The sequence below is a fragment of the Streptomyces sp. NPDC045967 genome, from assembly GCF_056430495.1.
In genome coordinates this window covers 32,642-58,559 of the sequence record NZ_JBWKLE010000021.1, presented here as the reverse complement: position 1 = coordinate 58,559, position 25,918 = coordinate 32,642, and the positions used below count along the sequence as shown (strand labels likewise).

Sequence of the window (25,918 nt, the reverse complement as noted above, 5' to 3'; positions counted from 1 at the left end):
AGCGGGAATCATCGAGGCGGCAGGCCATGATGAGCGAGATCCCGATGGACCGGCAGGCCGTGTACGCGGACTACGAGCGCGCGCGGCAGACCTTCCACGACCTGCTCGACAGCGCCACGCGGGCCGAGCTCGCCCGCCCCACCCGCGGTACTCGGTGGACCAACGAGCAGCTGCCGTGGCACATGTTCTTCGGCTACGTGGTCGCCCGGGTGCTGCTGGTCCTCGCCAACGCGTTCGGACGGGCGCCTCGCAGCGTCGGCAAGGTCTTCGCCAAGGCACTGAACGCGGCGACCACACCGTTCGATTGGATCAACTACATCGGCCCGTGCGGCGCGGTGAAGGTCTTCGGGCCGCGCCGGACAGGCGCCGCCTTCGACCGCGTCATCGATTCCCTCCACCGCCGCCTTGCGGCCCAGTCGGATGCCGACCTGGCCCGTGGCATGCACTACCCCGTCCGCTGGGACCCGTTCTTCCGGGACTTCATGACGCTCGCGGACATCTACCGCTTTCCGACGCAGCACTTCGACTTCCACCGCCACCAGCTCACTCTGGAGGGGGAGCTCAGTTGATCAGCGGGCTCCGACGCTCCAACAGGACCACGTCACGCCACACGCCGCGCCGGCGGCCTATGCGCTCGCGGGTTCCGATGACGCGGAAGCCGACCCGCTCGTGGACGGCGAGGCTGGCGGCGTTCTCGGGGAAGATCCCGGACTGGATCGTCCAGATGCCCGCCGCCTCGGTCGAGGCGATCAGCTCCTGGAGCAGGGCGCGGGCGACGCCACGGCCTCGCGCAGCCGGGTCGACGTACACGGAATGCTCGACCACGCCCGCGTACGCGCATCGGTCCGAGACGGCGGTCGCGGCGACCCACCCGAGGACCTCCGCCTGCTCGTCCACCGCGGCGAAGCGGTGATGCGGCAGCTTGGCGGCATCGAACGCCTCCCAGGTCGGGGCGGCGGTTTCGAAGGTGGCGTTGCCTTCGTCGATCCCGCACTGGTAGATCGCCAGCACCTGCTCCGCGTGCGCCGGAGTCATCGCCGCGATGGCGAACTCAGCAGCCATCGGCGGGCGCCTCCTCGCCGAGGATCGCGCGTACGGCGCGGGGGAAGACGGTCAGGCAGGTGTGGTTGACCGTGTAGAGGGTGGAGGTGCCCTGCCTCTCGGCGAGGACGAACCGCACCTCGGCGAGAGTCTTGAGGTGGTGCGAGACGGTCGACTGGCCCACGTCGGCCCGCGCGACGATCTCGCCCACGCTCATCGCGCGCTTCTCGCCGGCGAGCAGGTGGAGGAGCCGCACACGGGTGGGATCGGCCAGGGCCTTGAACCAGCCCGCGTAGGTGCGGGCGTCTTCTTCGCTGAGCGGCATCGTCTTCATCGCCCATCGACGATAATCGATAGATGGGGCGGCCGCCACCCGGGCGCCCCCCGCGCGCGGCCCTACCCCTCGCGGGCGGAGTCGACCAGCAGCGCCCCCATCGCGGCGACCACGGACGGCTCGACCCGGTAGTACACCCACGTGCCGCGCCGCTCGGAGGACAGCAGGCCCGCCTCCTTCAGCTTCTTCAGGTGATGGGAGACGGTCGGCTGGGATACGCCCACGTCGGAGATGTCGCACACGCACGCCTCCCCGCCCTCGTGGGAGGCGACGGCGGAGAACAATCGCAGGCGAACGGGATCCCCGAGGGCCTTGAACATCTTCGCGGCGACTTCTGCCTCGCTTGCGGACATGGCGCGCTCGGTCAGCGGCGGGCAGCACGACACGACGGCGTCGGGCTCCAGGAGCGGCAGAACCTTCGCATTCGACATACGTCTATGTTGACACATGTCGAACCAGGTGGGCAGGGGCACCGTCAGGTGCGGTCCAGGAAGGCCGCAAGGCGGCGAGCCGCCCGCGCGGCGTCCCGACCTACCCCGCGCAGGGAGTTCGAGGACAGACTGCGCTGCCATTCCAAGCCCACGAAGGCCAGACCGGGGTGGGCGAGCGAGGCTCCGCCTCGATGGCGGGGCGCGCCGGATATGGCCAGGGCTCCGTCGAGTCCGGCGAGGTAGGGCACGTCGGGGCGGTACCCGGTGGCCAAAACGATCGCGTCCACCGCCTCCATGGCCCCGTCGGCCCAGGTGACCTTTTCGCCGTCCAGGCCGAGGAACATGGCGCGACGGTCCGGGGCGCCGGCGTCCAGGGCGGCTCGGTAGTGGCCGCTGTCGAGGACGGGCTGAGCGGGCGGGGTGCGCAGCAGGCGCCCCAACGGCGCGGTGTCCAGACCGCTGCGGGTCAGCCAGAAAGTCAAGTCCCGACCCAGCAGGTGCTGGGGGGCGAACTTCACCGGCGCCCGGGTCGCCAGCGTCGTACGGCTCACCCGCGCGAGCTCGGCTGCGATCTGGACCGCGGAGTTGCCCGCCCCGACCACCACGACGCGTTGCCCGGCGAAGGGGGCCGGGTCGCGATAGTCGGCCGCGTGCAGCACCGGCCCGGTGAACGACTCCAGGCCCGGCAGCGCCGGACGGAGGGGCCGGCCGAAGCTGCCGGTGGCCGCGACCACCGCGCGCGCCGCGAGGCGCCCGCCGCCCTCCAGCTCGATGGCGAAGCCGGCGCCGTTCGCCCTGACCGCGCTCACCCGGTGGCCGGTGCGGATGTCGGTCTGGAGCCGCTCGGCGTAGGCGGTCAGGTAGGTGACGACTTCGTCGCGGTGCGGGTAGCGGTCCGGGTCGCCGCCGAACGGCATGCCGGGCAGCGCGCTGAACCGGGCCGGGGAGAACAGGGTCAGGCTGTCGTAGTAGTGCGGCCAGGACCCGGCCGCCCGAACCGACGCTTCCAGGATGACCGGGGCACGGCCCTGCCGGGCGAAGGCGTCCGCGGCCGCCAGACCCGCCTGGCCGCCTCCGACGATCGCGACGTCCACGTGGTCCACGAGAACCCTCCGATTTGACGAATGTCTATGTTGACGCTCATCGAAGCAGGTGTCAGGCTGGAAACGCAAGCATCGATGGATGTCGAAACAAAGAGGAGCCCGCCGTGAACGCGCCTGCCACCGCCGAGCCGCCCGTCGTCGTCATCGGGGCCGGTCCGGTCGGCCTCGCCGCCGCCGCCCACCTGGTCGACCGCGGCATCGAACCTCTTGTCCTGGAGGCCGGACACTCGGCCGGCGCGGCAGTGCGCCAGTGGGCGCACGTGCGTCTGTTCTCCACCTGGGGCGAGGTCGTCGACCCGGCCGCCGGAAAACTCCTCGCCCCCACCGGCTGGGTCAGGCCCGAGGCCGACACCTACCCCTCCGGCGGGGACTGGGCCGACCTCTACCTCCAGCCGCTCGCCGACGTCCTGGGCGAGCACGTCCGCTACGACGCGCGGGTCACCGGCGTCTCCCGTACCGGACGGGACCGCATCGTCGACGCCGACCGCGAGACCCAGCCCTTCGTCGTGCACTACGAGACCACCGGCGGACACGAGCACCGCATCCTGGCCCGAGCCGTCATCGACGCCTCCGGCACCTGGTCCACCCCCGGCCCGGCAGGCGGCAGCGGACTCGCCGCCCTCGGCGAGAAGGCCGCAGCCGACCGCATCACCTACCGCGTCCCGGACCTGAAGGACCCTGAGATCCGCGCCCGTTACGCGGGCAAGCGCACCGCGGTCATCGGCTCCGGCGCCTCCGCCTTCACCGCGCTGGCCTATCTGGCCGACCTCGCCAAGGACGCCCCGGGCACCCACGCCGTCTGGATCCTGCGCCGCGGCATCAGCGGCTCGACCTTCGGCGGTGGAGCCTCCGACCAACTCCCCGCCCGCGGCGCGCTCGGCCTCGCCGCCAAGGCCGCCGTCGACAACGGCCACGCCGACGCGGTCACCGGGTTCCGCACCGACACCGTGGAGGAGGACGGCCGGCAGGTGGTGCTGGTCGCCGACGACGGGCGCCGCCTGGAGCCGGTCGACGAGGTCATCGTCCTGACGGGCTTGCGCCCCGACCTGTCGTTCCTCTCCGAGCTGCGCCTCGGGCTCGATGAGCGCCTTCAGGCCCCCCTGGAGCTGGCCCCGCTGATCGACCCCAACCAGCACTCCTGCGGCACCGTCTACCCGCACGGGGTGAAGGAGCTCTCCCACCCGGAGAAGGACCTCTACCTCGTCGGTATGAAGAGCTACGGACGCTCCACGGCCTTCCTCGCCATGACCGGCTACGAGCAAGTCCGCTCCGTCGCCGCCTTTCTCGCCGGCGACCGGGAAGCCGCCGAACGCGTCGAACTCACCCTGCCCGAGACCGGCGTCTGCGGCGGCGCCGGCCTCTTCGACCAGCCCGAGGCCGCCGAGCCGGCCGGTGGCAGCTGCTGTGCAGCCCCCGCCACGCTCACGATCGGCGCCCCGGCCTCTTCCGGCGGCTGCTGACCACCGTGCAACCCATCCAGGCCGACGCGGCCGCGACCGGAACGGGGACCCGGGCGCGGCCGCGCGCCGTACTACCCGCGCTCTGCGCCACGCAGATCACCAGCTGGGGAATCGTCTACTACGCCTTCCCCGTCCTCCTGCCACGCCTGACCGCCGACACCGGCTGGTCCACCAACGCGGCAACAGCCGCCTTCTCCCTCGCGCTCCTGGTCTCGGCCCTAGCCGGAATCCCGATCGGCCGAATCCTCGACCGGCGAGGTCCGCGCGCCGTGATGACCGCCGGCTCCGCACTCGGCACCCTCGCCCTGCTGCTCATCGCGGCCGCCCCCAACCTGATCACGTTCACCCTCGGTTGGCTGCTCGCGGGCGCCGCCATGGCCGCCACCTTCTACCCGCCCGCCTTCGCCGCCCTGACCCGCTGGTGGGGCCCCGACCGTGTCCGCGCCCTGACCATCGTCACCCTCGCCGGCGGACTGGCATCCACCGTCTTCGCACCCCTGACCGCGCTCCTCGCCGAGCACCTGAGCTGGCGGGAGACGTACGCGGTCCTCGCGCCGATCCTCGCGGTCATCACCATCCCCGCGCACGCCCTGGCCCTGCGGGCTCCCTGGCCGACCGCCCCACCGCAGCCACCCACCGTCAAGCGCACCTCCGTCCCCCGCAGCCGCCCGTTCCTCCTGCTCGCCGCGGCCTTCACCCTCTCCAGCTTCGCCATGTACGCCGTCGTCATGGGACTCATCCCGCTCCTCACCGAACGCGGCGCCACACCCACCCAAGCCGCCTGGGCACTCGGACTGGGCGGAGCAGGCCAGACCCTCGGCCGCACCCTCTACGCGAGCCTGTCCACCCGCACATCCGTCACCACCCGCACGGCCACCCTCATCGCACTCGGCGGCGCGACCACCGCATCACTGGCCCTCATCTCGGGACCGATGCCGCTGCTCGTCGTCCTCGCGGTCCTGGCTGGTGTCGTACGAGGCAACCTCACCCTGCTCCAGGCCACCGCCGTCACCGACCGCTGGGGCACCACCCACTACGGCCGCCTCTCCGCCCTCCTCGGAGCCCCTGCCCACATCACGGCAGCCCTGGCCCCCTGGGCATGCGCCGCCCTCGCGGGCCCCCTCGGCGGCTACCCCCAACTCTTTCTCCTCCTCGCGGGCCTATCCGCCGTGGCCACAATCCTCTCGCTCGTTCGTATTCGGGTGATCACGTGAACCTGTCATCTTTGCCCACAGGGATGAACCTCGCGGGAGGCGGCCAATGACGGCAAAGGGGCGCCGCGGCCCCGGCCGGCCCAGCGACTTCGTCCTCGGGTGCGAGCGCCGATTACGGGCGGCAGGCATTTTGAGCCGAAACGGTGAGGCGTCTGCAGCTCGGTGACACCGTCGATCACACTGAGCGTCAGCCATCACCGCTGCTCGCCGCGGCTTGCTGCGGATGTGGACGCCGAGTCCAGCCGTTGAAGAGGAGGCCCCTGTGGCTCTCAAGAGTGTGACCGACGCTTCCTTCGAAGAGGACGTCCTCAAGAGCGACAAGCCCGTACTGGTGGACTTCTGGGCCGAGTGGTGTGGTCCATGCCGACAGGTCGCCCCCTCCCTGGAGGCCATCGCGGCCGAACACGGAGACAAGATCGAGATCGTCAAGCTGAACATCGACCACAACCCGGCAACGGCCGCCACATACGGCGTCATGTCCATCCCCACGATGAACGTCTACCAAGGCGGCGAGGTCGTCCAGACCATCGTCGGCGCCAAGCCCAAAACCGCCCTCGAGCGGGAGCTGGACCCCTTCCTCAGCGCCCACTGACGCCGGGAGAGGCGAGGCCGTCCGGACAGCGTCTCTCTTTGAGGGAGGAACACCCCACCAGCTGCGGATCGGCTACCGGTCCCAGGACTGTCTCGCAGACCGAACCGGTCCTACCTCAGATCGCTGCGGGCAGGCCACCTGCCCAGCAGATCTCAAGAGGCCATGGTTCCGCGCGTTGCGCCGCGTTGACGGGGAAGGCTCCCCGCCTAATGGTGCGGCCGCAACAATCGCAGAGCAGCCTGGTGCGGGCGCCCGCGTCCTCAAGAATCCCAGCCGCCTCGACAGCGGCTTCGAACCAGCCGGCTGCCGCGATCTCTACGGGTGCGCCGGCGAGCAGAAGCTTGCTGTTCCAGAGACTGAGGCCGGTGACCGTCCGTATCGCACGAGTTGCCTCCATCTTCCGGTCTCCTGCTTCTGTCAGCAGCACACGGAATCCTGGCTCTTCCACACGCTCTCCCCGGCCGTCCTGAGCTGTCCGGCAAGTGAACCATCACGGCACGGCTGACTGCCGTGGGGTGCGGGTGGTCGATAGGCCCAACGATGAATTCCTCTGCGCGCGTGCCAGGGGAAACAGGCAGCCCTACGGCCGCCTTTGGGCAGCAAGGTTGCCTAGGCTTCGGCTTCCTCAGCCTCGGTCAGCGCCCTCTCCGCCCTGCCCAGCTCGCCCCGCGAATACGTGACCAGCGTCCGCAGACGCGGCAGGTGACTGTATTCACGGGTTGTGGTGCTGTGCCAGAACCCTGTCTCATGAACAAAGTCAGTGGTGGGATTCGGCGACCTGCCCCGACTCGCGCCGAGTAGCATCCCGCACCAACGCACATCCCCCTGAGAAGGAGCGTGGATCCCAGTGGCGAACGAGCCGGTCAACACCCCGACCCAGACCGAGTACACGGACCACCTGGCCGCGGCTCTCGCGGCCAACCAGGCCGAGCAGGCGATCCTCACCGGTCGCCTGAGCAAGCTCCAGGGAGAGGAGAAGTGGCTCGCCGCGGCGCTGGCGGACACGCCGCAACATGTCCGTGCTGAGCCGACGCTGTCACCGGTGCCGGCACCTGCACCTGTTCAGCCCGCACGCCGCACTCCCCCTGTCGTCGACGGCACGGACCCGGCGGCCGTGCCGCTGCCCAGGACGGAGAGGACCGCAGACAGCGACGCTCCGGCGAAGCATGCGACCACGACCAAGAAGCCGGCAGCCAAGAAGGCCACGGTCAAGAGCGGCACGGCCCCCGCGAAGAAGACCGCGGCCAAGAAGACGGCGGCCAAGAAGACCGCAGCATCCGGGGGCAACGAAACCGCGAAGGCGGAGCCCACCCTTGGTCAGCTCCTCAGCGCGCTCCTGTCCAAGCAGCCCGGCGAGCCCAAGAAGGTCAGCGAGATCCAGAGCGAACTCCAAGCGGCGCACCCCGAACGGGCAACCTCGGTTCAGACGGTCCGCAACGCCCTGCAGAGGCTCGTGGAGAAGGAAGAGCTCGAGCGGGTCAGCCAGCAGGGCACGGTGTTCTACACCTGGCCCGCGCCCGAGGCCATCCCTGCGTCGGCGGACGAGACCAAGGCAGAGGAGCCTGCACCGGCCGCCGTCTGAGAGCAGCCCGCCGGCCCCGGCGGTGAAGGCACCGTCCTCAGCTCATACCCGGACGCGGAGCTGTCCGCGCGACCTGGCCGTCGGGCTGCTGCGGCTGAAGCGTCGTGGGCGCCGTCGCTGTGGGCGACGGCGCCGGTGATGAATGGAGGGGTCCCGCTGGAGGAGGGATTCGGTGACGCGTATGCCGGTGTTCAGGTTGGACCGAATGGGCATGCCGCTCGTCGCCACCGACGGGGCGATGAGGAGCAGCCGCTGCGCTTGCGGATCCGCAACACCCGCAGACTGCTGACCGTCGCCGCCCACGCTCAGCGCAACGCCAGGCCCATTGAAGGACCCGGGTCTGGGGCAATACACGCTGGTCAGGGGACTGTACGCGTCAGGACGCGAGGCGAAGCCGCAGGGGGGCACTACGGAAGCTGACCGACTACCGCGTTCGCCTACCTCGGATCGTCGCTTTCCCATGGATGGATGAAGAGGTCGGGTTGGACTTCCCATGCGTCGAGCACGGTGTTCAGCTGAGACTCGTCCCCGGCGTCGGCGGACCCGAGGAGGGCTGCGTCGATGTCGTAGTCGAAGCCATCAATGCGCTCGCGGTCGTACTCCCAGTGCTCGATCCGGAAGCTACGTTCAACGTCGCTGCGAACCCATCCCTCGTCCCGAGCCTGGACATCAGGCTTGCTTTGCTGGGGGCGGATGTCCACGAATGCGCGGCGATCTGGCCGTGAGGCCGGAACCTCCGCAACCAGCCTCCTACCGAGTCGGAGCGCGGTCAGTTTGTCCGTCGGCCAGCCCGATCCGTCCGTCATTCACAAGGCTCATTCTGTTCCTGCCTCTGGAGGGCTGGGGAGCGGGGGCTAGGCCGGAACTCTGTGAGCCACTCAACCGGGCCCCGCCTGAACAGGTGCAGCGCACTTCCGCGGACAACGCATCCGTGGGTCGGCTGGGAACTCCGAGCCGATCCACGGCTCACGCCGCTCGCCAGACAGGGCAGTGATTACGTGTTGCGGCGATCCCTGGAATCCGCCTGATGCCGGAGGGCGGGGTCGCAGGCTGCATTGGCCTCAGCCCTCCCAGTAGACGTAGCCGTCGGGGCGGACCAGCATCGCGGTGCGGCGGGCCGGGTCGGCCCAGGTGGCGGTGGTGGCCGCGCCGGGGGCCTTCGGCGCGTCGGGCGCGTCGGCGCCTTGGGGGGTGATGAGGACGAACGAGCCGTCGCGGAGCAGTTCATAGAGCCGGCCGCGGTCGAGTGCCGCGTCGGGCGCGCGGTGGCCTCCGGTGCGGTGCGCGGCGGGGCCGGTTCCGTACGCGATGCCGATGCCGCTGATCATGCCCGCCGCCTTGTCCGAAGCCGGGCGTATCGCGCCGATCAGGCTCGTCGTGACGGCGCGGAACGCGCGCTGCAGTGGGGTGCGGGCCATCGCGAGCCGGACGGCGGCACCGCTGCTGCGCAGCACTGCCGCGCCGACGGGGTGACGCTCGGACTGGTAGCTGTCGAGCAGCGCGTCGGGGTCGGAGGCGTCGCCGCGCAGGACGGTGGTGAGCTTCCAGGAGAGGTTGGCCGCGTCCTGCAGGCCGGTGTTCATGCCCTGGCCGCCGGCGGGGGAGTGGACGTGGGCGGCGTCCCCGGCGAGGAACACGCGGCCGGAGCGGTAGGCGGGGGCCTGGCGCTCGTCGCTGTGGAAGCGGGAGATCCAGCGGGCGTCGTGCATGCCGAAGTCGGTGCCTAGGGCGAGACGGGCGATCTCGCGAACCTCGTCGAGGTCGACGGGCTCGCTGTCGGGGACCTGGCGGGAGCGGTTCCAGCCCATGACGCGGTACCAGCCGTCGCCGAACGGGGCGATGAAGGCGAAGGCATCCCCGACACCGTTCACGGTGAGCAACTCCTTGGGCTCCTCGGCCAGCTTGACGTCGGCAAGGACCATGGAACGGATGACCGAGACGCCGGGGAAAGGTATTTCGAGGGCGGTGCGAACGGCGCTGCGGATCCCGTCGGCACCGACGAGGTACCGGGCGGTGAGGGTGCCGGGCCTGCCGGCGGGATCGGTGATCTCGGCGGTGACCATGTCGGTGTCCTGACGCAGTCCGCCGAGTTCCGTGCCGTAGCGGAAGTCGACCCCGGCGCCCAGCGCCCGGCGCTCCAGGAGGCGCTCCACCTCATATTGCGGAGTGATGAGCAGGTACGGGTAGCGGGAGGGCAGCCGGCCCAGGTCGAGGGTGAGCCGGTTGAACAGCCGCAGCCGCGTGCGCGGGGTGCCCTTGTCGACCAGTTCGTCGGCGAGGCCGCGGGCGTCGAGGACTTCGAGGGTGCGGGCGTGGACGCCGAAGGCCCGGGTCATGTTGCTGATGCCGTGCGGGCGGCGCTCGAGGAGGGTGACCCGCACGCCGGCGGCGGCGAGGTCGCCGGCGAGCAGGAGGCCGGTGGGGCCGGAACCCACGACTAGAACGTCCGTGTCGGTCTTCGTGTGCTGCACGACTGCCTCCCCGGGGTGGCCGACTGCTGTCGGTCCGCTGTGGTGTGCCAACGCTTGTTGGTCAACGATTGTTGGCAACTGTAGGCCCGACCGGATTGGCATGTCAACACCTGTTGGCCTACAGTCGTTGACATGATGACCGCCCCACGCCGTTCCGATGCCACCCGCGCCGCGATCCTTGAGGCCGCACGCGAGCGATTTGCCGCTGACGGCTACGAGCGCGCCACCATCCGCGCCATCGCCCGCGACGCGGGGATCGATCCGTCGATGGTCATGCGGTACTTCGGCAACAAGGAGGGGCTGTTCGCGGCCGCCTCCGCCTTCGACCTGCGGCTGCCCGAGGTGGGCACGCTGCCCGCGCAGCACATCGGGGCCGTCCTCGTGACCCACTTCCTCGACCGCTGGGAGCGGGACGAGGTGCTCACCGCGCTGCTGCGCGTCGGCGTCACCAACGCGGCGGGCGCGGAGCGCATGCAGGCGATCTTCAGGGAGCAGTTGGGCCCGATCGCGGCCGGCGTCTGCCCCGACCCGGCCGAGGCCCCGGCCCGCGCCGCACTCGCCGCCTCCCAGATCCTGGGCATGGCGCTCGCCCGCTACGTCCTGCGGCTGCCGCCCGCCGCGGCCATGTCCTGCGAGGAGGTCGTCGCCTGGCTGGGGCCGACGGTGCAGCGGTATCTGACGGCGGAGGCACCGTAGGGCCCCTGTGCCGGAGCGGCTCCGTTACGGATTCGGTGCTGTTCCTGGACTGGGACGGGGATGGCCACGGGCACCGGCGCCACGACTACCCAGGCTTGCCCGTCATCTGACCCGCTTGGGCCGGTCGGCGGGCGGTGTCACCCGTCACCCGCGGTCGGGGTGCCAGTCGGCGGGGCCGCCCCCGCGCCGTTCGATGATGTCCCCACCGTCTGCGGCGACGTCGTCGAGGTCGAGGCTGCGCGGCCCTACTTGCCTCGCACAAGGGGTTGGCAGGGGCCCGTCCCTTCGGGCGTTTCACGCTGCACCGGGAGACGGATTCCGGACCGGACCGGACCGGACCCGACGCGGATGCCAACCGCCGTCCCTTCGGCGTCCAGGGTCCCGCGTCAGCCGGTGCGCACCGCCGTGACCGTGAAGCGCTCGACCGCGGAGATGTGCCCGCCGGTGGACGCGACGATGGTCAGCACCGGGTCACTGGCGCCGGTGAACGACACGGTCGCATTCCAGGGCTGTTGGTTTCCGCCGGCCGGAACGCAGCAGGATGTGCCGATCGGGGCGGTGGACGAGGGCTGGCGCACGTCCACGCGGATGCTCTCGTCCACACCGGTGAGCCGGCCGCCGGTCCCCACCGGGGAGCGCACGACCGATCCGTAAGCTGGCGTGGTCAGCGAGAACGTCGTGTCGTCGGTGCCCACGACCTCCCACGGGGCGTCCGGGCCGGCGCCGTACCGCACGAGGTGGATGACCGCGACGGTGCTCTTGTAGCCCTCGGCGCCCGGGGGCAGGCTCAGGCCGACGCCGATCCGGGCATCGCGGCCGGTGACGGTGCGCTGGGTCACTCGGCCGACATCCTTGAAGCCGAGGTAGCCCTGGGTGAAGGAGAGCGCGGTCTGGTCCGGGTCGAGGTGCCAGGGCTGGTGGCCCCCGGACCGGTACTCCTGTTGCCAAGCCTGGGCTTGGGCGAGCGTAGTGAACGGCCACACGGGCTGGAGGTGCGCCGAGCCGAGGGGCGGCGCGTCTCCGTCGGGCTCGGGCGTGGTGGAAGCGGGCGTACTGGGGGTGGTGGTCCCGGGCGCGCTGGGTGCGGTCGCAGCCGCGGTGGGCGCCGAGGACGTGCCCCGTACGACGGAAGGGGATGGCCGCGGAGGTTGCCCGCCGGAGCCGCCGCAGGCGGTCAGCGCACCCAACGCGGTTGTCGCCACGAGGAACTGGGTGAATCGGTTGAGTCGGCCGAGTGGGAGCCGGATGTTCATGTTGACCCCAGAACGTCGGTACCGAGCGTCGGCACCGCCTGAACTCATGGTGCCATCGAGTGAGGTCGGCAGCGAGAGGGCCGGGGGGTGAAAGTGTTCCGGCGCCGCCGAGGCGGGAGGGGTCCCCGTCCACGCGCGGTATGGGGAGTGTCCGCTGCCCCGTGGTCAACGCACGCACGGGCAACGCCCAGCGGCAGGATCACCCCCCACGCAGGGGCACCGGCTCGAACGGGCCGGTGCCCCTGGGACAGTTCGCGGGCCGGCAGGAATCAGGCCTGCGTCTCGGCGCTGCAGACCCAGTCGCCGTAGCGGACGCCGTCCTTCGAGCGGACGATGCAGGTCCGGACCGTGTCGTTCTCGGTCAGGTCGTAGTTGCAGAACGAGTAGCCGTCGGTCGTGTCGTTCTTGGTGGTCGTGTCGTAGCAGCCGGTGCGGTGGTCCACCCAGCTCCACGCGTCGATGTTGACCTTCTGCCAACGCTGGATCTTGGCCTGCACGGAGTAGCCGTCCGCAGACGAGTCCTTCACCCACAGTTCGTCGCCGTAGGTCTTGAAGGTTGCGGTGCCCCAGGTCCGGGAGATGGTCACATTGCTTCCACTTGCGTAGGCCGAGCCCGCCATGCCCCCGACGATGATGACGCTCGCCGCGAGAGTCATACCAGCCTTTGCCACCATGTCGCGCTTCATCGAACGTTCCCCCTGTAGGTGTCGGGTCGTACGCGTGCTAGATCAAAGCGCCGTCCCGGATCACCTGTCAACTGACCTTCTGGTGCCATGGGTTGTGCTGATCCAGGGCCGGTCGTTCCAGCTGCGCAGGACATGGGATCACTTCGTCCGGCCGAGACGCCTGGAGGTCCGACTCGATGACGAAGTCGCGAGCCGGTGAGCAGGCACGGCCAGTCATCGACTCTCCCTCCGCTGTGGAGGTGGTACCGGGCCACCGCCGATGAAGTTACCCAGGGGTAGCCATGGGTGCGCCGGGACGGTAGCGTCGGCCGCCGAGAAGGGGAGAGCCATGGCTCGTACGTTCACCGTGTCCGACAGCATCGTCGTCCACGTCCGTCCCGCCGACGTCTACCGGCGCGTCTCCGATCCCGCGCGGATGGGGGACTGGAGCCCGGAGAACCTCGGCGCCACCGTCCACGGCGGTGCCGGCGAGATCCGTGTCGGGATGGTCTTCGACGGGCGGAACAAGCGCGGGGCCTTCCGCTGGACCACTCGGTGCACGGTGACGGCGGTCGAGAAAGACCGGCTGTTCCGGTTCCGAGTGCACGCCATCGGGGTCCGGCGCCCGCGGATACGAGGCCCCATCGCCACCTGGGAGTACCGCTTCGAGCCGGTCCCCGAGGGCACCCGGGTCACCGAGACGTGGACCGACGACCGCCGCTCGTGGCCGGACTTCGCGGCCCACGCCTTCGACCGGGTCGCGACGCGTGGACACACCTTCGCCGAGTTCCAGCGCTGGAACATCAGCACCACCCTGCGCAACCTCAAGCAGGCCTTGGAGCCGGCACCCGACAGGGCGTGACGTGTGAAGGGGCGGTCAACGCGTTGACGTACTGGGCGAATTAGGTTCGTTGCCTGTCGGTCGGTGTGGTGTAGAGCGGCGCCTATAGCTCATCCGTGAGCTGCTCGGCACGCTGCCATCGGGGGATCAGGAGTGCGGCTACGGGATGTGGCTCTTGCCAGCCGTGGTGGGTTGCCTGCTCGGCGCCGAGGTCGGCGGCTTCCTCAGTCGGCATCACGGGCCGTCCCGCCGGCCAGCCCGCGGATACCAGGCGGGGACCGAGGAAGCCCTGTACCGCTTGGACCACCGAGGCCGGCGCCTCACCGAGCACCCCGAACCGTCCGCGGCCATAGAGGCCGCAGCCCGGGGAAAACCCGGCGTCCAGGCCGATGGCGGCGGTCGCCTCGTCGGTCCCGCCTGCGCAAAGTTCAGGCGGCGGACGTCCACCGGGCTTCGACGAAGAGCGGTACAAGAAGCGCAACACCGTCGAGCGGGCCATCAACGGCTCGAACAGCACCGGGCGGTGGCTACCCGCTACGACAAGCACCGTTACGTCTACCTTGGCACCGCAACCGCCGCAGCCCTCGCCACCTGGCTCCGATCGTGATCGGCCGGACAAGTCCCAGAAATCCCCCCAGGGATCGCTTCTCCCGTTCTGAGGCGAGCCGACCCGATCGGGAACCCCTGGACAGCGGGTGTCAGGGGGTGCATCTACGCTCCCGTTCATGCACATGGAGCGGCCTCGCCCGAGTCGGCGAGTGACGCCGTGAAGTCGTCGGTGTTTGGCAGGGCATGACCACGCACAAGACACACACCGGATTCATCTTTACGGCGGTCGCCGCGGGGCCGTGGTCGCCACGGCCTCGCCCGCGTCGGCGGGTGGGGCGGGTGACTTCCTGTCGCCGCCCTTCGGAGCCAGCTGCGCCAGGGATAGCGGCCACGAGTGGATCATGCACCTCGACGTTGGCTCCCCCTTCGATAAGAGTGCGGATGAGATGGGTGGCCGGAGTGTTGCGTGCGTCGTAGACCAGGTTCAGGACGTAGCTGATCACGATCAGGACCAGCCCGGCGCGCAGCGGGCCGTGGACCACCCGCGCCAGCAGCCGTCCGGGCCGAGAGCCACCCCATGGACGCAGACCAGGCGCGCGCCGAAACCGAAGCCCGCCTTCGGCACGCGACACTCTTGGACCTTGCCGAACTGCAGGCCCGCCACCGGCATTTACCGAGACCCACACCCCCGCGGCGCACGCAGAGAGTGCTCCGGTCGCATCCTGCTCGCCGGCGAGGCCCTGGCCACCGGCCTGTGCAGGCCCTGCCGGGCAGAGCACCCCACCTACGGTCTTTTGACATCCCGGGCCCGGGTCAGCTTGGCGCTGACCTCCCGACCCGGCGACGGGCCGCAGGAGGGGCGCGGCCCGTCGCCGGATCTGGGGGCGTCAGAGGCGTCACTTCTTGACGTAGAGCTCCTGGACGGGTGTGAAGGGAAGCTTCTGGTAGCAGATGTACGCGCTCCATCGGCCCTCCGTGACGCCTTCCTTACCTGCGGCCTGGCACGCGGCGGCTCCGAAGAACGAGCCCTCGTGAATGTAGTCGGCGGGAGGGGTCCAGGCGCTCGCCGTAGACGCGACGGGCTGCTGCTTCGGAGCGGCGGCGAAGACCGGTGAGGCTCCCAGAACAAGAGCGGCGGTGGCGGCCAGGACGGCGACGGGAAGTGCCTTACGCATGTCGGATTCCTTCTGTACGGTCGCGCCAGTGCAACGACCACGGGGTGGGTGGGAGGTGGTTACGAGTACTGCTGTTTCTTGACGTGGAGGTGGTTTGTAGATGTCGGTCGGCGTGTCTCCTGGTGGCAGACGTGCGCACCACTCTGGTTGCCGTCCGCGATGCCTCGCCTTGGACGCGACAGGCTGTTGCGCCGGAGTGGCGGCGCAGAGGGTGGAAACTAAGTCTTGGCAGCCGCAGCCCCGCTTGCTGTGCGGCGACGGACAGCTGATCGACTGACAGCTCGACGATGCGGCTCACGGCCCGCGCGCCGTGATCGACCCCGGCCTCACGACGCAGCGGTATGAGCCCGGTCTGGCCCGCGACCATGCCAGTTCATATGCGACATTGGGATGATGATATGAATCACAAAGCGGGCGCATGCTCCTTGTTCCTTTACTGGATCAATACCTCCTAGGCTGCCTGTCCACCGGCCAGGGCTGACCACCACAAGCCGGCGCAGATCTTGACGTAGGGGGCACACACCGTGAACAACCTGTCGGCATTGGGGATCTCGGCGCTCGAGGAGCGGGTATACCGGCACTTCCTTCGCAACCCCCACACCACGGCCAACGACCTTCTCCTGCGCACCCCTCCAGCGGACACCGAGCGGGCCCTTCGGCGGCTGTGCGAGCTGGGGATGGTGCGGGTGGACGAGGAGCGCTTCGGGACAGTCGTCGCGACGGCGCCCGCCGTCGCGATACGGCGGCTGATCGAGCAGCAGGTGTCGGACATCCATCAGAAGCTGCAGGATGTAACGCAGACGTCCCGTCTGATCCCCGCTCTTGAGGAGGAGGCCGCCGCGACCGACGAGGAACAGCCGGGTGTCGAGCGGCTGGAGACGCTGGACCAGGTCCGGGGTCGCCTGGACGACCTGGCCTTCTTCACCCGCCACCACATCGACTCGGTTGAGCCGTACGCCCGGCTCACCCAGGAGGACATCGACTACGCCCGCCCATTGGACCTCCGGTGCCTGCGGCGCGGTGTGCAGGTGCGCAATGTGGTCCTCAAAGAGGCCACCAGAGATCCGCTCACCCTTATCTACCTTCAGGAGCTCACGCAGCACGGGGCCCGGATCAGGGTCGCGGACAGCATCGTGGAGCGGATCCTGATCTTCGACCGGCAGACGGCGATCATCCCGCAGGACCCGTCCGACACCTCCCGCGGTGCCCTGCTCACCCGCGAGACCGGCCTGGTCGACAACATCCAGCGGCTGTTCGAGAAGATCTGGGACTCCTCGCTCGAACTGTCCCAGGTGGTGGCGCCGGACGACAACGAGCTGTCTGAGATGGAGCGGCAGGTCCTCGAATCCATGTGCACGGTCGGCAAGGACGAGATCGGCGCCCGTGACCTCGGCGTGTCGGTACGCACCTATCGGCGCCACGTGGCAGATCTGCTGCGCACCCTCGGCGCGGTCAGCCGCGCGCACGCCGCGCTCCTTGCGCGCGAGCGCCACTGGATCTGACCGAGTCGGCTCCGTACCCGCGGCTTCTGGGGACTCGTGCCGTCTCAGTAGCGCCATCGCCAACCCCGTAGCGCCGGCTCGGCGAGAACCTCCCCGAGCTGGGAGCGCGCCTCCGCGGGGGCGCTCCCAGCCGCCCGGATGCGTATCGACACACGTTGCTCCTCGGCCACCGGCCGGCACTGCCACCGCGCGGGCAGGGCCGCGAGCAGGCGGACCACCGCCGTCTGCCAGGGCGGCGCCGAGGCGTCGGTGCGCTCGCCCACCACCTCGAGCTCGGTGCAGGGCTCCGGCGTCCCGGCGGCGCTCATGCGAGGAGTCCGCGGAGCGTGTCGCGGGCGCGGGCCGGGCCGAACAGCAGGGTCAGCCGGGGGAGCGCGGCCTGGACAAGGCGTTCGCCCAGAGCGGCGTCCCTGATCAACTGAACGATCCGGTTGGCCAGTTCCGACGCGCTGTCGCCGACAAGGACCTCCGTGCCGTGGCGTAGTCCCATGCCCTCGAAGGCGAGCGTGGTGCCGACGACCGGGCGGCCATGCTCAAGCGCCTCGCCGACCTTGCCCTTGACGCCGGCCCCGAAACGCAGGGGCGCGGCCACCACCCGCGCGGCCGCGTACAGCGGTGCAAGATCCGCCACCCAGCCGTGCACCGTCACCGCGTCCCCGGCCAATGAGAGCACCGCTTCCGGCGCCGAGCTGCCGACCAGGTCGAGCCCCGCCTCCGGAACCTCCCGGCTGACCAGCGGCATCACCTCACGCGCCAGCCACCGTGCGGCGTCCACGTTCGGCTGGTGCAGGTAGTGACCGACGAAGAGCACCCGAGCGCCGTCCGCCGCGCCCGGCGCGGGGCCGGTGGGGGGGAGGTGGATGTTGGACAGGACGCGGACGTCGGCGCCGGGGACGAGCGAGCGGAGCGTGGTCCGTTCCTCCTCCGAGACGACAAGCGTGATGTCGCAGGTGCGGGCGAGGAGCAGTTCGAGGGCCCGGGTCGTCTCGGCCTGGGCACGCAGCGTGAACCGGTCGGTGCGGCCCTCCCGTTCGGCCAGGTCGGCGGCGCGGCCGAGACGGCGGAAGTGGAGGTCCACTGTGTCGTAGACCACGGTGCACCGTGGTGCGTGATCCCTGATCTCCCCGAGGAGCCGGATCGCGGGCTGGGGGCGGCAGAGCAGCGCGAGTCTGATGCGGTGCCCCTGATCCCGCAGGAACCGCAGCTGCGCGGCCGGGTCACCGAGGACCGCGACTCCCAGTTCCTTCAGGCGCGTCGCGTACGACATGTCGGTACGGCCGTCCAGCGGGAAGAAGAGCACCTGGCGGCCGAGCCGTACCAGCTCCTCGATCATCCGGGACAGCCGCACCGATCCGGAGTCCTCGTCCGGGGCGGGCAGCCGCTGGTCGACGACGAGTACGATGCCCGCCGTCCGCGGGCATGTGTCGGCCATGATCGTTGTTTCCCAGTCCCTCAGTTTCTCAGCCCGCGAACAGCACGGTGATCAGGGCGCTGCCCAGGCCCTTGAACGCCTCGGCCCAGGGGCCGCGGTCGTGTTGGGCCGCGACTAGCCGGCCGGCCCGCTCGGCGATGGCCTGCGGGTCCTCGCCGGGTAGCACGGCGGGCAGCGCGCCGATGCCGTTGAGGATCATGACGAGGAGGACGGTCGACTCGTCCGGCCCGCCGTCGCCTGCCCCGTCCCCCTCCCCGGTGACGGCGGTGCGGACGCGGTCTACGACGGACGCCTCATACGAGGTGTCCTCGGCCGGCCAGGAGTTCGTACGGATGAGGCCCAGGAACCGTCCTTCCTGGTGGCGCACCAGGCCGCGGCCGGTCAGCGCCTCCATCAGCGGCTCCCAGCAGGCGTGGCCGATGTTCTCCGCGGCCCAGGCCAGCTTCCGGTCCTTGGCGGTGAGCATGGACAGGGCACGGTCGAGCGCCGCGTCGCCGGTGGGGGCGGCGTCCAGGACTACCGGCCGGGCGTCCTTCGGGTCTCCGCCCGGGCGGTCGACGGCCACCCGGCCGACGCGGACCAGGTCGAGCAGGATCGCGCTGCCCACCGCCCGGTGTCGGCGACCGATGTCGACGGTGCTCCGTCCCGAGCTGTCGTCGAGGAGCAGCAGGGCGAGGTCCTGAGCAAGAGCGGACATGATGTCCATACCTTTCTTCGTGGGTTGCTTCGGGTCATTCGTAAGATCGGGACGGAGGTCGAATTCGGGGTCCGCGACGCGCTGGGGCTTCGCCGACTGTCCCTACGGCTCAGAGCGGGCGCTGCAGCGCCCGCTCGCGGCGGGTCGCCATGACGGAGCCGGATTCGCGGCGGGCCATGCGGCGCAGCACCACCGGTGCGATCAGCAGGCCGGCCACCGCCCAGACGCCGAGCACGCCGACTGTCTCGGCATGGCGCCAGGAGTCGCCGATCTCCGCGGCGACCGCGGAGTCGGGGAGGAGGGCGGAGCGGGCGGCCAGGCCGATCCAGTACAACGGAAAGATTTCGGCCAGATGCTGGACCCAGATGGGCAGTTGGGAGGCCGGATAGAAGATGCCGGAGACGGAGGCGAGCCCGAACAGCGGCAGCATCACCAGGCCGAGGTTGCGCGGGCTGTCGATCAGCGAGCCGAGGATCGCGCCGACTGGGAGCATGGCGAGCAGCCCGAGCGGCAGCGCCCAGGCGAGAGCCGCCCAGAGTCCGGGGTCGGCGGCGGAGACGTCCGGCAGCATGACGATGCCGGTCAACGCGACCACGGCGCAGGCGGACAGAACGGTCCCCGAGACGGAGACCAGCTTGCCGACGAGGTAGGCCGGCATGCCGTGGGGGAGCGCCTTGAGCCGCAGCAGGGTGCCGTCCTGGCGCTCGACGATCAGCTGTTGGGTCAGGCCGAGCATGCCGTTGAAGGCGACGCACATGCTCATCAGGCTGGGCAGCAGAAAACCGGCGACGGTCATGCCGGTGTCGGCCAGTTGCTCGTCGCGCAACATGTACAGGGGGGCGAGCAGGCCGACCAGCCAGACGAGGTTGGCGGCCAGATCCTGCTTGGTCGTGGCGATCTGGTGCAGTTCGCGCCCGCCGCGGCGTACCCCTTCGCGCAGGACGTATCGGAGGCGGTTCACGCGGCGGGCGGCGGCGGGCCGGGCCGCGCCGGGCGTGGCGGTCGGCGCGGAGGCGGGGGCCGGGGCACTCGGGCGGGAGGCCGTTCTGTCGGCGCCGGTCGCGCGGATCGTCGTGTCGCTCATCGCGCCGCTCCTTCGAAGAGACGGGCCGCCTGGTCGGAGCGCCCGGCCTCGGCCTCCCTGACGGTGGTCAGATAGACCTCCTCCAGGCCACCCCGCCGGATGTCCAGATCGTGCACGTCCTCTCCGTTCTCCTGGAACAGCCTGCGGACGAACCCGGTGACGTCCTGGGTCCGATGGCGGTGGACGGTGCCGTCGGCTGTCCAGCCGACCTCGGCGTCGGTGCCGATACGCCGGGCGAGCTCGTCGACCGTCCCCTGCGCGACGATCCGGCCGCCGACGAGGATGAGGACGCGGTCCGCGAGCTTCTGGGCCTCCTGAAGGTCGTGCGTGGTCAGCAGAATCGTGTTCCCCGCCCCGGCCAGGGTCCGCACCAACTCGTGGAACTCCTGCCGGGCCTCCGGGTCGAAGCCGACGGTCGGCTCGTCGAGGAAGAGCACCTCCGGCCGGCCGAGCACACCGACCGCGATGTCGAGGCGGCGGCGCTGGCCGCCGGAGAGGCTGGAGATCCGCTGCTGTTCCAGGCCGTCGAGCCCGACGAGGGTCAGCAACTCGTCGACGTCCCACGGCTTCGGGTGCGCGGGGGTGGAGTAGGGGGTGTAGAACGCGGCGAAGTGGCGCAGCAGTTCCGCCACCCTCCACTTGCCGTGGTCCCGCCAGGACTGGAGCACGATCCCGAGGCGGGAGCGCCAGAGTTCGTCGCCCTCGACCGGGTCGGTGTCCAGGACCCGTACCGTGCCAGAGGACCGTGCGCGGAAGCCCTCGAGGATCTCGACAGTAGTGCTCTTGCCCGCGCCGTTGGGGCCGAGCAGGGCGACGACCTCGCCCTGGTGCACCTGGAAGTCCACTCCGCGCAGCACCTCGTGGCTGCCGTACCGCATATGCAGGTCGCGCACGTCGACGACCGGCTGTGCGACGGCCGGCTGTGCGGGGGAGCATGTCGCCTGCGTCCTCGTCACCGCTGTTCCTCCCGAATGTCGTCCCGATGCTGCCTGGGTTCCTGGTGGCCCTGTCGGCTCTGTCGGCCCTGGAGTTCCGTCCGGCGTGCGAGTGCCGCCTCCACGACGTCGGCGGCCGCGCGGGCGCCGCCCGCCGCCGCGGCCTCAGCCCGGATCGCGGACAGCCGGGCGGGTACCGAGCTGTCGGAGAACAGGTCCTGTACGGCTTCGGCGAGCGCCTGCTCGTCGGCGGAGTCCGGCCCGGTCGACGAGACGGCTCGTAGCACCCGTCCCACGCCCAGTGCCGCGACTCGTTCGGCCGTCACGAACTGCTCCACGGCCTGGGGCAGTACCACGAGCGGGACTCCGTGCGCGAGCCCTTCGAGCACGCTGCCGGTGCCGCCAGCCGTAAGGAACAGGTCGGTGTGGCGGAGCACGTGCTGCTGGGGCACCCAGGTGTGGATCTCGACACCCTCCTCGCGGGCCAGATCGCGCAGTTCGTCCGTGGTGGCCGGGCTGCCGGTGGCGACGACCACGTGCCGGTCGTCGCCGAGGCGGCGCAGGGCACGGACGCACATGCGGAAGACGTCGGTGCGCCGGTTGTACGTCGTGCCGAGCGAGACCAGGGCGCAGGTACGGCCGGGGTGCGGCGGGGCCCAGTCGCCGTCGGTGCGGCGCGGGCCGCCGACCGGGCCGACGAAGACGTGGCGCCCGCTGATTTCCTCCGCCCGGAACTGCAGCGACCGCGGCATGGCCACCACACAGGGCACGGTGCCGTCCAGTGCCGCCCGGCCCGCGCCGACGGCGGGGCCGGTCACCGCGTCGGGGAAGGCGTGGGTGGGCGAGAACTGCACCTCTGCCGCGCCCCAACGGCGGGCGAGCAGCGGGGCGCAGCCGGTCACCGTGTCGTACACGACGAGCTCGGGCACATCCCGCGCGTACGCCTCGGCGAGCTGAGGCAGCGCCGTGCGGCACTCCCGGTCGAAGGCGGCCACGGCGAGGCTGCCGTCGTCCTCGGCGGGGATCCAGTCGCCGGAGCCGCCGCGGGCCGAGGGGAAGCCGGAGCGGTAGCCGACCGCCGTGGCGCCGGACTCCTCGACGAGCGGGGCGAAGTCCTCGCCGGTGGCGAAGGTGACGCGGTGGCCGCGGGCCGTCAGCTCGGCGGCCAAGCCGAGCATCGGGTTCACGTGTCCGTGCAGGGGCACGGACATCAGGGCGATGTGCGCACCTGTGGCGACCTGCATGAACGGCTCCTCTCACGGGTGGGATGGGGATGGCCTGCGGGGAGGGGGGTTAGCGTGGCCCGGGCTCCGGCGGGTTCGCGGCCTTCGCGATGGCCCGCAGATGGGCGAGGTGGGCGGTGAGCGCGGCGCGGCCCTCGGGCGTGAGGGCGATCCAGGCTCGGATGCGGGAGCCGAGCGGCTCCTTGTTCAGCTTCACGTACCCGGCCGCCTGCAGGATCTTGAGCTGTTTGCTGAGCACCGAGTCGCTCAGGCCGAGCTCGTCCCGTACGACGGAGAAGGCGAGCGAGTCCACCGGCGCGAGCATCGAGCAGATCCGCAGCCGGTTGATCGGGTGGATCACCTCGTCGAACTCCGGCTCGCTCACGCCCTCAGCTCCTCTGCGACGGCGCGGTCCACCCGACGGCCCGCGACGACCGTGCCAGCAAGGGCGAGCACCCCGCACACCGCCATCGACCAGCGCAGGTCCGCACCCCATTCCAGGGCCAGGCCGATGCCGATCAGCGCGATGACGAACGGACCGTAAAAGGTCGTGATCCGCCGGGCGCCCGGGGTGGCGTGGAAGCGGTCGAGCGAGACGCCCGTGGCCCGGGCCGCGGCCATCGTCACGAGGAGGGGGCCGAGGCCGATGCCGACGATGACGCCGTACGGGATGAGGTCCCAGTCGATGCTCACCGAGGCGAAGGCGAACAGCAGGCAGCCGCCCAGGGCCGGGTAATACCAGCGCGGGGCCGCGGCCCGTGCCACCGTGCTCGCACGGTCCGCGCCGGCCTGTTCGAGAGCGCGGCGCGCCTCTTCGGAATCCATGACTCTCCTTCCCGTCGGGCGGTGCGCCCAAGGTCTTTCCCTGCCGCGATCCGCCCCTTTCCATAGTGGAAAGATAGCCTTCTGTTTCCATGGTGGCAAGAGGGCGGAGGTTCACCAGCGTGATCACTGGCGGATCGCCAATTCCGTGGTCAGCCAATCCAGTTCAATGGCGCCCAGGGCGACGACGGTCTCCGTGGTGGGCACGAAAAGGTGCGCGGCGGCAGCAGCCACCTCGTCCCCCGTCACCGCGTCGAGCAGTTGTGGCCGGCTGATCACCCAGTCCAGGCCGCGCCCGGACCCCGTGGTGTGCCGTAGCGCGTCCGCGAGGAGGCCCGGCGAGTCGAAGGCCGACAGTAACTGGGCCGCGCAGTATCGCCGTACGGTGTCCAGCTCGTCCCGGCCCGGGGGAGCGGCGGCCAGGGCGGCGGCCTCCTCGGCCACGTCGCACACCGCCCGCGCCGCCTCCGCCCGCGGCGCGGTGACCCGGACCAGCGCCCGTGCCCGGCCGGCGACCACGTCCCGGCCCGCGAGCATCACGTGCCCGGCGCGGCCGAGCCGTCGGCAGCGTTCGGCGAGCCGGGCGCCGTAGTGACCGCCGAACAGCGCGGTGGTCAGGTAGCGGGCCGGGAGGTCCGGGGCGCCACCGACCCCTCCCGCGCCGTCCGGCTCCGGTGCGCACAGCGTCAGCGCGACGGTGTCGCCGGCCGAGGGCTCGCGCAGCACCAGTACGGCGGGGGAGGCCATGCCGGTGCCGGTGCCGCTGGGCGGTTCTGGCGCGGCGGCCGACGCCTGCCAGGGGCGCAGGGCGCTGGCGGCCTGGTCGACGGACCGCTCCGGATCCACGTCTCCGACGACGACGAACACCGCACCGCGGGGCGCCAGCATCCGTGAGTGGAGGCCGGCAGGCGCGAGCGGCTCCGCCGCCGCCCCGCCCAGCCACTGCAGGCGCAGCGCCTGGTCCATCCGCTGCTCCGGGGAGAGTCGCGGCGCGGCGGCGACGGCGGACGCGGGGAAGGCGTCCGGGAACCGTGGTGGAGTGAGCAGGCCGGCCACGACGCCGAGGAGTTCCTGGTACGCCTCGCGCGGCGCCCACGCGCTGATGTCGGCCCACTGGCCCCCGGTCGCGACCCCGAGCCGCCCGCCCAGCCGGCGGACCCGCGCCGACGCCCCCGTTGCGGCGTCCGCGTGGCGCAGCAGCCAGGCGGCCTCCGCGGGCCTGCGCCAGCCGTCCGGCCCGAGCGGAACCCGCAGCCGCACCTCCACCTGCCCGGCCCGCCGGTCCAGTACGGCGAGGATCCGCGGCCCGCCGTCCGCCGCGATTTCCACGGCACCGTCGAGGCGCGGCCCGGCCGCGCGGCCCAGCGACGGCAGCGGACGTGGTCCGCGCCGCGTTCGGGCGAGCGCCTCGGCCCCCCGCCAGATCTGCGGCCCGGGTCCGGCGGGCGCTTTGCCTTCGCCCCCTGCTGGTGTCTCGCCCTCGGTTGCGGCGGACGCCTCCGCCACGGTCCCGGAGCCGGCCCGTGCGGTCGCACCTCCCGGAGTGCCGGCGCCTCCGCCGAGGACCAGGATCGCGCGGGGCGCGGATGCCAGTTCGGCGGCGGCGTCGGCGAGGTCGGCGGGGGTGACGGATGCGACCAGGTCCGGCAGTTCGTCGACGAGTTCCGGGCGGCCGAAGAGGAGTTCCGCACGGCCCAGGGCCCGGCAGCGCTGCTCGAGGTCCGCGTGCTCGCGGCGGAGGCGTGCGGCCAGAGAGCGGGCCGCGTCCGCGGCGCTTTCGCTCACCGCCTGCGCATCGCCGAGGCGGTCCCAGAACGCGGTGAGCCGACCGAGGAATTCGTCCGCGGTCAGGTCCGGCGGCAGCACCGAGGTGACCACCAGGGCGTCTGTGCCCCGAACGTCGAGCGGCCCGAAGAAGCCGCAGGAGGCGCTCACCGGTGCCCCGGCCTCGACGGCCGCCGCCTGCTGCGCCAGCTCCGCCAGCACCATGCGGGCCACGTACGCCTCCGGCCCTACCGCCGGGTCCGGCAGCCGATGGCCCACCGCGACCGCGGTGCGCGGCACCCGAGGGTCCGTGCGATGCAGCACCCGGTCCTCGGTGAGCGGCGGCTCGTCCAGCGGCGGCGCGGCGGCGGGGGCCCGGCCCGGGATGTCTCCGAAGTGCCGCTCCACCAGCGGCCAGACGTCCTCGGTCCGGTGCGGGCCGACGACCGTGAGGACGGCGTTCGACGGGGCGTAGTAAGCCTCGAAGAAGCGTGCGCAGTCCTCGACGGTGACCAGGGCGAGCCGCCGCGCGTCACCGTAGCCGTCGTGCGCGCTGGCGAAGCCGCGGAACATGACCTGGGGCAGCAGCGGCCACGGCAGTCCGCCATACGGCCTGCCGTCCCTCATCTGCTCGATCTCCCGTGCTACCTCGGCAAGTTGGGAGGCGAGCTGGTCCGGTACGAACCGGGGCGCTCGCATCCGGTCCGCCTCGCGGAACAGTGCCTGCTCCAGGGCCTGGGCGGGCACGGTCTGGAAATAGTCGGTGTAGTCCTGGTGCGTAGTGCCGTTGGCGGCGCCCGCGACCGGGTGCAGCGCGTCGTAGAATGCGCCGTCCGGCAGGCTCTCGCTGCCGCGGAACATCAGGTGCTCGAAGAGGTGGGCCATGCCCTCCTGGCCGGGCCGCTCCGCACGGAAACCCACCCCGTAGTGCACGGCGACCGCCGTGCGCGGGGTGGGCCAGTGCGGAGCGACGACAACCCGCAGCCCGTTGGGCAGCGTACGCCGGTGCAGACCGCCGGCCCGCGCCGGACGAGGGATGGTCATGTACGTGC

The 25,918-nt window shown here is 71.2% G+C and carries 28 protein-coding genes; 8 read left to right on the top strand and 20 right to left on the bottom strand.

Going from position 1 to position 25,918, the window contains the following annotated elements; genetic code table 11:
- The first annotated feature begins 26 nt into the window (after window positions 1-26).
- Window positions 27-569 (top strand): DinB family protein, encoded by a 543-nt coding sequence (locus tag AC07FY_RS28775; protein WP_479011921.1) that lies wholly within the window; start codon window positions 27-29, stop codon window positions 567-569.
- Here AC07FY_RS28775 and AC07FY_RS28770 read toward each other — a convergent pair.
- The 4 genes from AC07FY_RS28770 to AC07FY_RS28755 form a co-directional block, all read right to left on the bottom strand.
- Window positions 562-1,062 (bottom strand): N-acetyltransferase family protein, encoded by a 501-nt coding sequence (locus AC07FY_RS28770; protein ID WP_479011919.1) that lies wholly within the window; start codon window positions 1,060-1,062, stop codon window positions 562-564. The two genes, AC07FY_RS28775 and AC07FY_RS28770, sit on opposite strands and share 8 nt — an antisense overlap.
- Window positions 1,052-1,375: an ArsR/SmtB family transcription factor gene (locus AC07FY_RS28765; RefSeq protein WP_479011916.1), complete on the bottom strand. Its 324-nt coding sequence runs from the start codon at window positions 1,373-1,375 to the stop codon at window positions 1,052-1,054. The genes AC07FY_RS28770 and AC07FY_RS28765 overlap by 11 nt, the downstream gene beginning before the upstream one ends.
- A 62-nt stretch (window positions 1,376-1,437) precedes the next feature.
- Entirely contained in the window at window positions 1,438-1,806 is a 369-nt protein-coding gene (locus AC07FY_RS28760; protein WP_479011913.1) for an ArsR/SmtB family transcription factor, read from the bottom strand.
- 44 nt (window positions 1,807-1,850) lie between these two features.
- Window positions 1,851-2,909 carry a flavin-containing monooxygenase gene (locus tag AC07FY_RS28755; protein WP_479011910.1) on the bottom strand — a complete coding sequence of 353 codons (1,059 nt, stop codon included), beginning with the start codon at window positions 2,907-2,909 and terminating at the stop codon, window positions 1,851-1,853.
- 104 nt (window positions 2,910-3,013) lie between these two features.
- On the opposite strand from AC07FY_RS28755, the gene AC07FY_RS28750 reads away from it, so the two are divergent.
- From AC07FY_RS28750 to trxA, 3 genes are all read left to right on the top strand, one after another.
- Window positions 3,014-4,369: an NAD(P)-binding domain-containing protein gene (locus tag AC07FY_RS28750; protein ID WP_479011907.1), complete on the top strand. Its 1,356-nt coding sequence runs from the start codon at window positions 3,014-3,016 to the stop codon at window positions 4,367-4,369.
- A 5-nt stretch (window positions 4,370-4,374) separates the two neighbouring features.
- Window positions 4,375-5,583, top strand: coding sequence for an MFS transporter (locus tag AC07FY_RS28745; protein WP_479011904.1), 1,209 nt, complete (start codon window positions 4,375-4,377; stop codon window positions 5,581-5,583).
- Between the two features lie 262 nt (window positions 5,584-5,845).
- On the top strand, window positions 5,846-6,175 hold the full coding sequence (gene trxA / locus AC07FY_RS28740; RefSeq protein WP_479011901.1) for a thioredoxin: 330 nt from the start codon (window positions 5,846-5,848) through the stop codon (window positions 6,173-6,175).
- A 115-nt stretch (window positions 6,176-6,290) separates the two neighbouring features.
- On the opposite strand, the gene AC07FY_RS28735 is transcribed toward trxA, so the two are convergent.
- Entirely contained in the window at window positions 6,291-6,602 is a 312-nt protein-coding gene (locus tag AC07FY_RS28735; protein ID WP_479011898.1) for a ribosomal protein L7/L12, read from the bottom strand.
- Between the two features lie 420 nt (window positions 6,603-7,022).
- On the opposite strand from AC07FY_RS28735, the gene AC07FY_RS28730 reads away from it, so the two are divergent.
- A complete protein-coding gene (locus tag AC07FY_RS28730) occupies window positions 7,023-7,757 on the top strand; it encodes a hypothetical protein (protein ID WP_479011895.1) in 735 nt (244 codons plus the stop codon).
- Window positions 7,758-8,194: 437 nt separating this feature from the next.
- On the opposite strand, the gene AC07FY_RS28725 is transcribed toward AC07FY_RS28730, so the two are convergent.
- On the bottom strand, window positions 8,195-8,563 hold the full coding sequence (locus AC07FY_RS28725) for a hypothetical protein (RefSeq protein ID WP_479011892.1): 369 nt from the start codon (window positions 8,561-8,563) through the stop codon (window positions 8,195-8,197).
- A 255-nt stretch (window positions 8,564-8,818) separates the two neighbouring features.
- Window positions 8,819-10,228 (bottom strand): FAD-dependent monooxygenase, encoded by a 1,410-nt coding sequence (locus tag AC07FY_RS28720; RefSeq protein ID WP_479011889.1) that lies wholly within the window; start codon window positions 10,226-10,228, stop codon window positions 8,819-8,821.
- Window positions 10,229-10,363: 135 nt separating this feature from the next.
- Here AC07FY_RS28720 and AC07FY_RS28715 point away from each other — a divergent pair, with 135 nt between their 5' ends.
- A complete protein-coding gene (locus AC07FY_RS28715; protein WP_479012050.1) occupies window positions 10,364-10,924 on the top strand; it encodes a TetR/AcrR family transcriptional regulator in 561 nt (186 codons plus the stop codon).
- A 386-nt stretch (window positions 10,925-11,310) separates the two neighbouring features.
- Here AC07FY_RS28715 and AC07FY_RS28710 read toward each other — a convergent pair whose 3' ends face one another.
- Complete coding sequence (locus AC07FY_RS28710) at window positions 11,311-11,907, bottom strand: hypothetical protein (RefSeq protein ID WP_479011886.1); 597 nt, start codon at window positions 11,905-11,907, stop codon at window positions 11,311-11,313.
- 539 nt (window positions 11,908-12,446) lie between these two features.
- Window positions 12,447-12,833 carry a hypothetical protein gene (locus tag AC07FY_RS28705; RefSeq protein WP_479011883.1) on the bottom strand — a complete coding sequence of 129 codons (387 nt, stop codon included), beginning with the start codon at window positions 12,831-12,833 and terminating at the stop codon, window positions 12,447-12,449.
- A 358-nt stretch (window positions 12,834-13,191) separates the two neighbouring features.
- Here AC07FY_RS28705 and AC07FY_RS28700 point away from each other — a divergent pair, with 358 nt between their 5' ends.
- Window positions 13,192-13,704 carry an SRPBCC family protein gene (locus AC07FY_RS28700; protein WP_479011880.1) on the top strand — a complete coding sequence of 171 codons (513 nt, stop codon included), beginning with the start codon at window positions 13,192-13,194 and terminating at the stop codon, window positions 13,702-13,704.
- An 82-nt stretch (window positions 13,705-13,786) separates the two neighbouring features.
- Here the strand turns inward: AC07FY_RS28700 and AC07FY_RS28695 are convergent, their stop codons facing one another.
- Entirely contained in the window at window positions 13,787-14,200 is a 414-nt protein-coding gene (locus AC07FY_RS28695; RefSeq protein ID WP_479011877.1) for a helix-turn-helix domain-containing protein, read from the bottom strand.
- Window positions 14,201-15,128: 928 nt separating this feature from the next.
- A complete protein-coding gene (locus tag AC07FY_RS28690) occupies window positions 15,129-15,407 on the bottom strand; it encodes a hypothetical protein (protein ID WP_479011874.1) in 279 nt (92 codons plus the stop codon).
- Window positions 15,408-15,931: 524 nt separating this feature from the next.
- Here AC07FY_RS28690 and AC07FY_RS28685 point away from each other — a divergent pair.
- The gene (locus tag AC07FY_RS28685; RefSeq protein WP_479011871.1) at window positions 15,932-16,909 is read left to right on the top strand and encodes a helix-turn-helix transcriptional regulator; all 978 of its coding nucleotides are present in this window, start codon (window positions 15,932-15,934) and stop codon (window positions 16,907-16,909) included.
- 44 nt (window positions 16,910-16,953) lie between these two features.
- On the opposite strand, the gene AC07FY_RS28680 is transcribed toward AC07FY_RS28685, so the two are convergent.
- The 9 genes from AC07FY_RS28680 to AC07FY_RS28640 form a co-directional block, all read right to left on the bottom strand.
- Window positions 16,954-17,217: a hypothetical protein gene (locus AC07FY_RS28680; protein ID WP_479011868.1), complete on the bottom strand. Its 264-nt coding sequence runs from the start codon at window positions 17,215-17,217 to the stop codon at window positions 16,954-16,956.
- Window positions 17,214-18,341, bottom strand: a complete 1,128-nt coding sequence (locus AC07FY_RS28675; RefSeq protein ID WP_479011865.1) for a glycosyltransferase family 4 protein — start codon at window positions 18,339-18,341, stop codon at window positions 17,214-17,216. The genes AC07FY_RS28680 and AC07FY_RS28675 overlap by 4 nt, the downstream gene beginning before the upstream one ends.
- Window positions 18,342-18,369: 28 nt before the next feature.
- Entirely contained in the window at window positions 18,370-19,038 is a 669-nt protein-coding gene (locus AC07FY_RS28670; RefSeq protein ID WP_479011862.1) for a GOLPH3/VPS74 family protein, read from the bottom strand.
- A gap of 109 nt (window positions 19,039-19,147) precedes the next feature.
- Window positions 19,148-20,122, bottom strand: coding sequence for an ABC transporter permease (locus AC07FY_RS28665; protein WP_479011859.1), 975 nt, complete (start codon window positions 20,120-20,122; stop codon window positions 19,148-19,150).
- Window positions 20,119-21,000 carry an ABC transporter ATP-binding protein gene (locus AC07FY_RS28660; protein WP_479012047.1) on the bottom strand — a complete coding sequence of 294 codons (882 nt, stop codon included), beginning with the start codon at window positions 20,998-21,000 and terminating at the stop codon, window positions 20,119-20,121. The genes AC07FY_RS28665 and AC07FY_RS28660 overlap by 4 nt, the downstream gene beginning before the upstream one ends.
- A 74-nt stretch (window positions 21,001-21,074) precedes the next feature.
- Window positions 21,075-22,301 (bottom strand): nucleotide disphospho-sugar-binding domain-containing protein, encoded by a 1,227-nt coding sequence (locus AC07FY_RS28655; RefSeq protein ID WP_479011856.1) that lies wholly within the window; start codon window positions 22,299-22,301, stop codon window positions 21,075-21,077.
- A gap of 49 nt (window positions 22,302-22,350) precedes the next feature.
- The gene (locus AC07FY_RS28650) at window positions 22,351-22,665 is read right to left on the bottom strand and encodes a transcriptional regulator (protein ID WP_073921136.1); all 315 of its coding nucleotides are present in this window, start codon (window positions 22,663-22,665) and stop codon (window positions 22,351-22,353) included.
- Window positions 22,662-23,105, bottom strand: a complete 444-nt coding sequence (locus tag AC07FY_RS28645) for a hypothetical protein (RefSeq protein ID WP_073921135.1) — start codon at window positions 23,103-23,105, stop codon at window positions 22,662-22,664. Before AC07FY_RS28645 ends, AC07FY_RS28650 begins: the two co-directional genes overlap by 4 nt.
- 123 nt (window positions 23,106-23,228) lie before the next feature.
- The gene (locus tag AC07FY_RS28640) at window positions 23,229-25,910 is read right to left on the bottom strand and encodes a M16 family metallopeptidase (RefSeq protein WP_479011852.1); all 2,682 of its coding nucleotides are present in this window, start codon (window positions 25,908-25,910) and stop codon (window positions 23,229-23,231) included.
- Window positions 25,911-25,918 lie beyond the last annotated feature (8 nt).

Excerpts from the sequence above, each read along its gene's own strand:
- AC07FY_RS28775 (WP_479011921.1), top strand. The coding sequence starts at position 27 with ATGATGAGCGAGATCCCGATGGACCGGCAGGCCGTGTACGCGGACTAC.
- AC07FY_RS28770 (WP_479011919.1), bottom strand. The coding sequence starts at position 1,062 with ATGGCTGCTGAGTTCGCCATCGCGGCGATGACTCCGGCGCACGCGGAG.
- AC07FY_RS28765 (WP_479011916.1), bottom strand. The coding sequence starts at position 1,375 with ATGAAGACGATGCCGCTCAGCGAAGAAGACGCCCGCACCTACGCGGGC.
- AC07FY_RS28760 (WP_479011913.1), bottom strand. The coding sequence starts at position 1,806 with ATGTCGAATGCGAAGGTTCTGCCGCTCCTGGAGCCCGACGCCGTCGTG.
- AC07FY_RS28725 (WP_479011892.1), bottom strand. The coding sequence starts at position 8,563 with ATGACGGACGGATCGGGCTGGCCGACGGACAAACTGACCGCGCTCCGA.
- AC07FY_RS28715 (WP_479012050.1), top strand. The coding sequence starts at position 10,364 with ATGACCGCCCCACGCCGTTCCGATGCCACCCGCGCCGCGATCCTTGAG.
- AC07FY_RS28705 (WP_479011883.1), bottom strand. The coding sequence starts at position 12,833 with ATGACTCTCGCGGCGAGCGTCATCATCGTCGGGGGCATGGCGGGCTCG.
- AC07FY_RS28700 (WP_479011880.1), top strand. The coding sequence starts at position 13,192 with ATGGCTCGTACGTTCACCGTGTCCGACAGCATCGTCGTCCACGTCCGT.
- AC07FY_RS28690 (WP_479011874.1), bottom strand. The coding sequence starts at position 15,407 with ATGCGTAAGGCACTTCCCGTCGCCGTCCTGGCCGCCACCGCCGCTCTT.
- AC07FY_RS28680 (WP_479011868.1), bottom strand. The coding sequence starts at position 17,217 with ATGAGCGCCGCCGGGACGCCGGAGCCCTGCACCGAGCTCGAGGTGGTG.
- AC07FY_RS28675 (WP_479011865.1), bottom strand. The coding sequence starts at position 18,341 with ATGGCCGACACATGCCCGCGGACGGCGGGCATCGTACTCGTCGTCGAC.
- AC07FY_RS28670 (WP_479011862.1), bottom strand. The coding sequence starts at position 19,038 with ATGTCCGCTCTTGCTCAGGACCTCGCCCTGCTGCTCCTCGACGACAGC.
- AC07FY_RS28665 (WP_479011859.1), bottom strand. The coding sequence starts at position 20,122 with ATGAGCGACACGACGATCCGCGCGACCGGCGCCGACAGAACGGCCTCC.
- AC07FY_RS28660 (WP_479012047.1), bottom strand. The coding sequence starts at position 21,000 with ATGCGGTACGGCAGCCACGAGGTGCTGCGCGGAGTGGACTTCCAGGTG.
- AC07FY_RS28655 (WP_479011856.1), bottom strand. The coding sequence starts at position 22,301 with ATGCAGGTCGCCACAGGTGCGCACATCGCCCTGATGTCCGTGCCCCTG.
- AC07FY_RS28645 (WP_073921135.1), bottom strand. The coding sequence starts at position 23,105 with ATGGATTCCGAAGAGGCGCGCCGCGCTCTCGAACAGGCCGGCGCGGAC.
- AC07FY_RS28640 (WP_479011852.1), bottom strand. The coding sequence starts at position 25,910 with ATGACCATCCCTCGTCCGGCGCGGGCCGGCGGTCTGCACCGGCGTACG.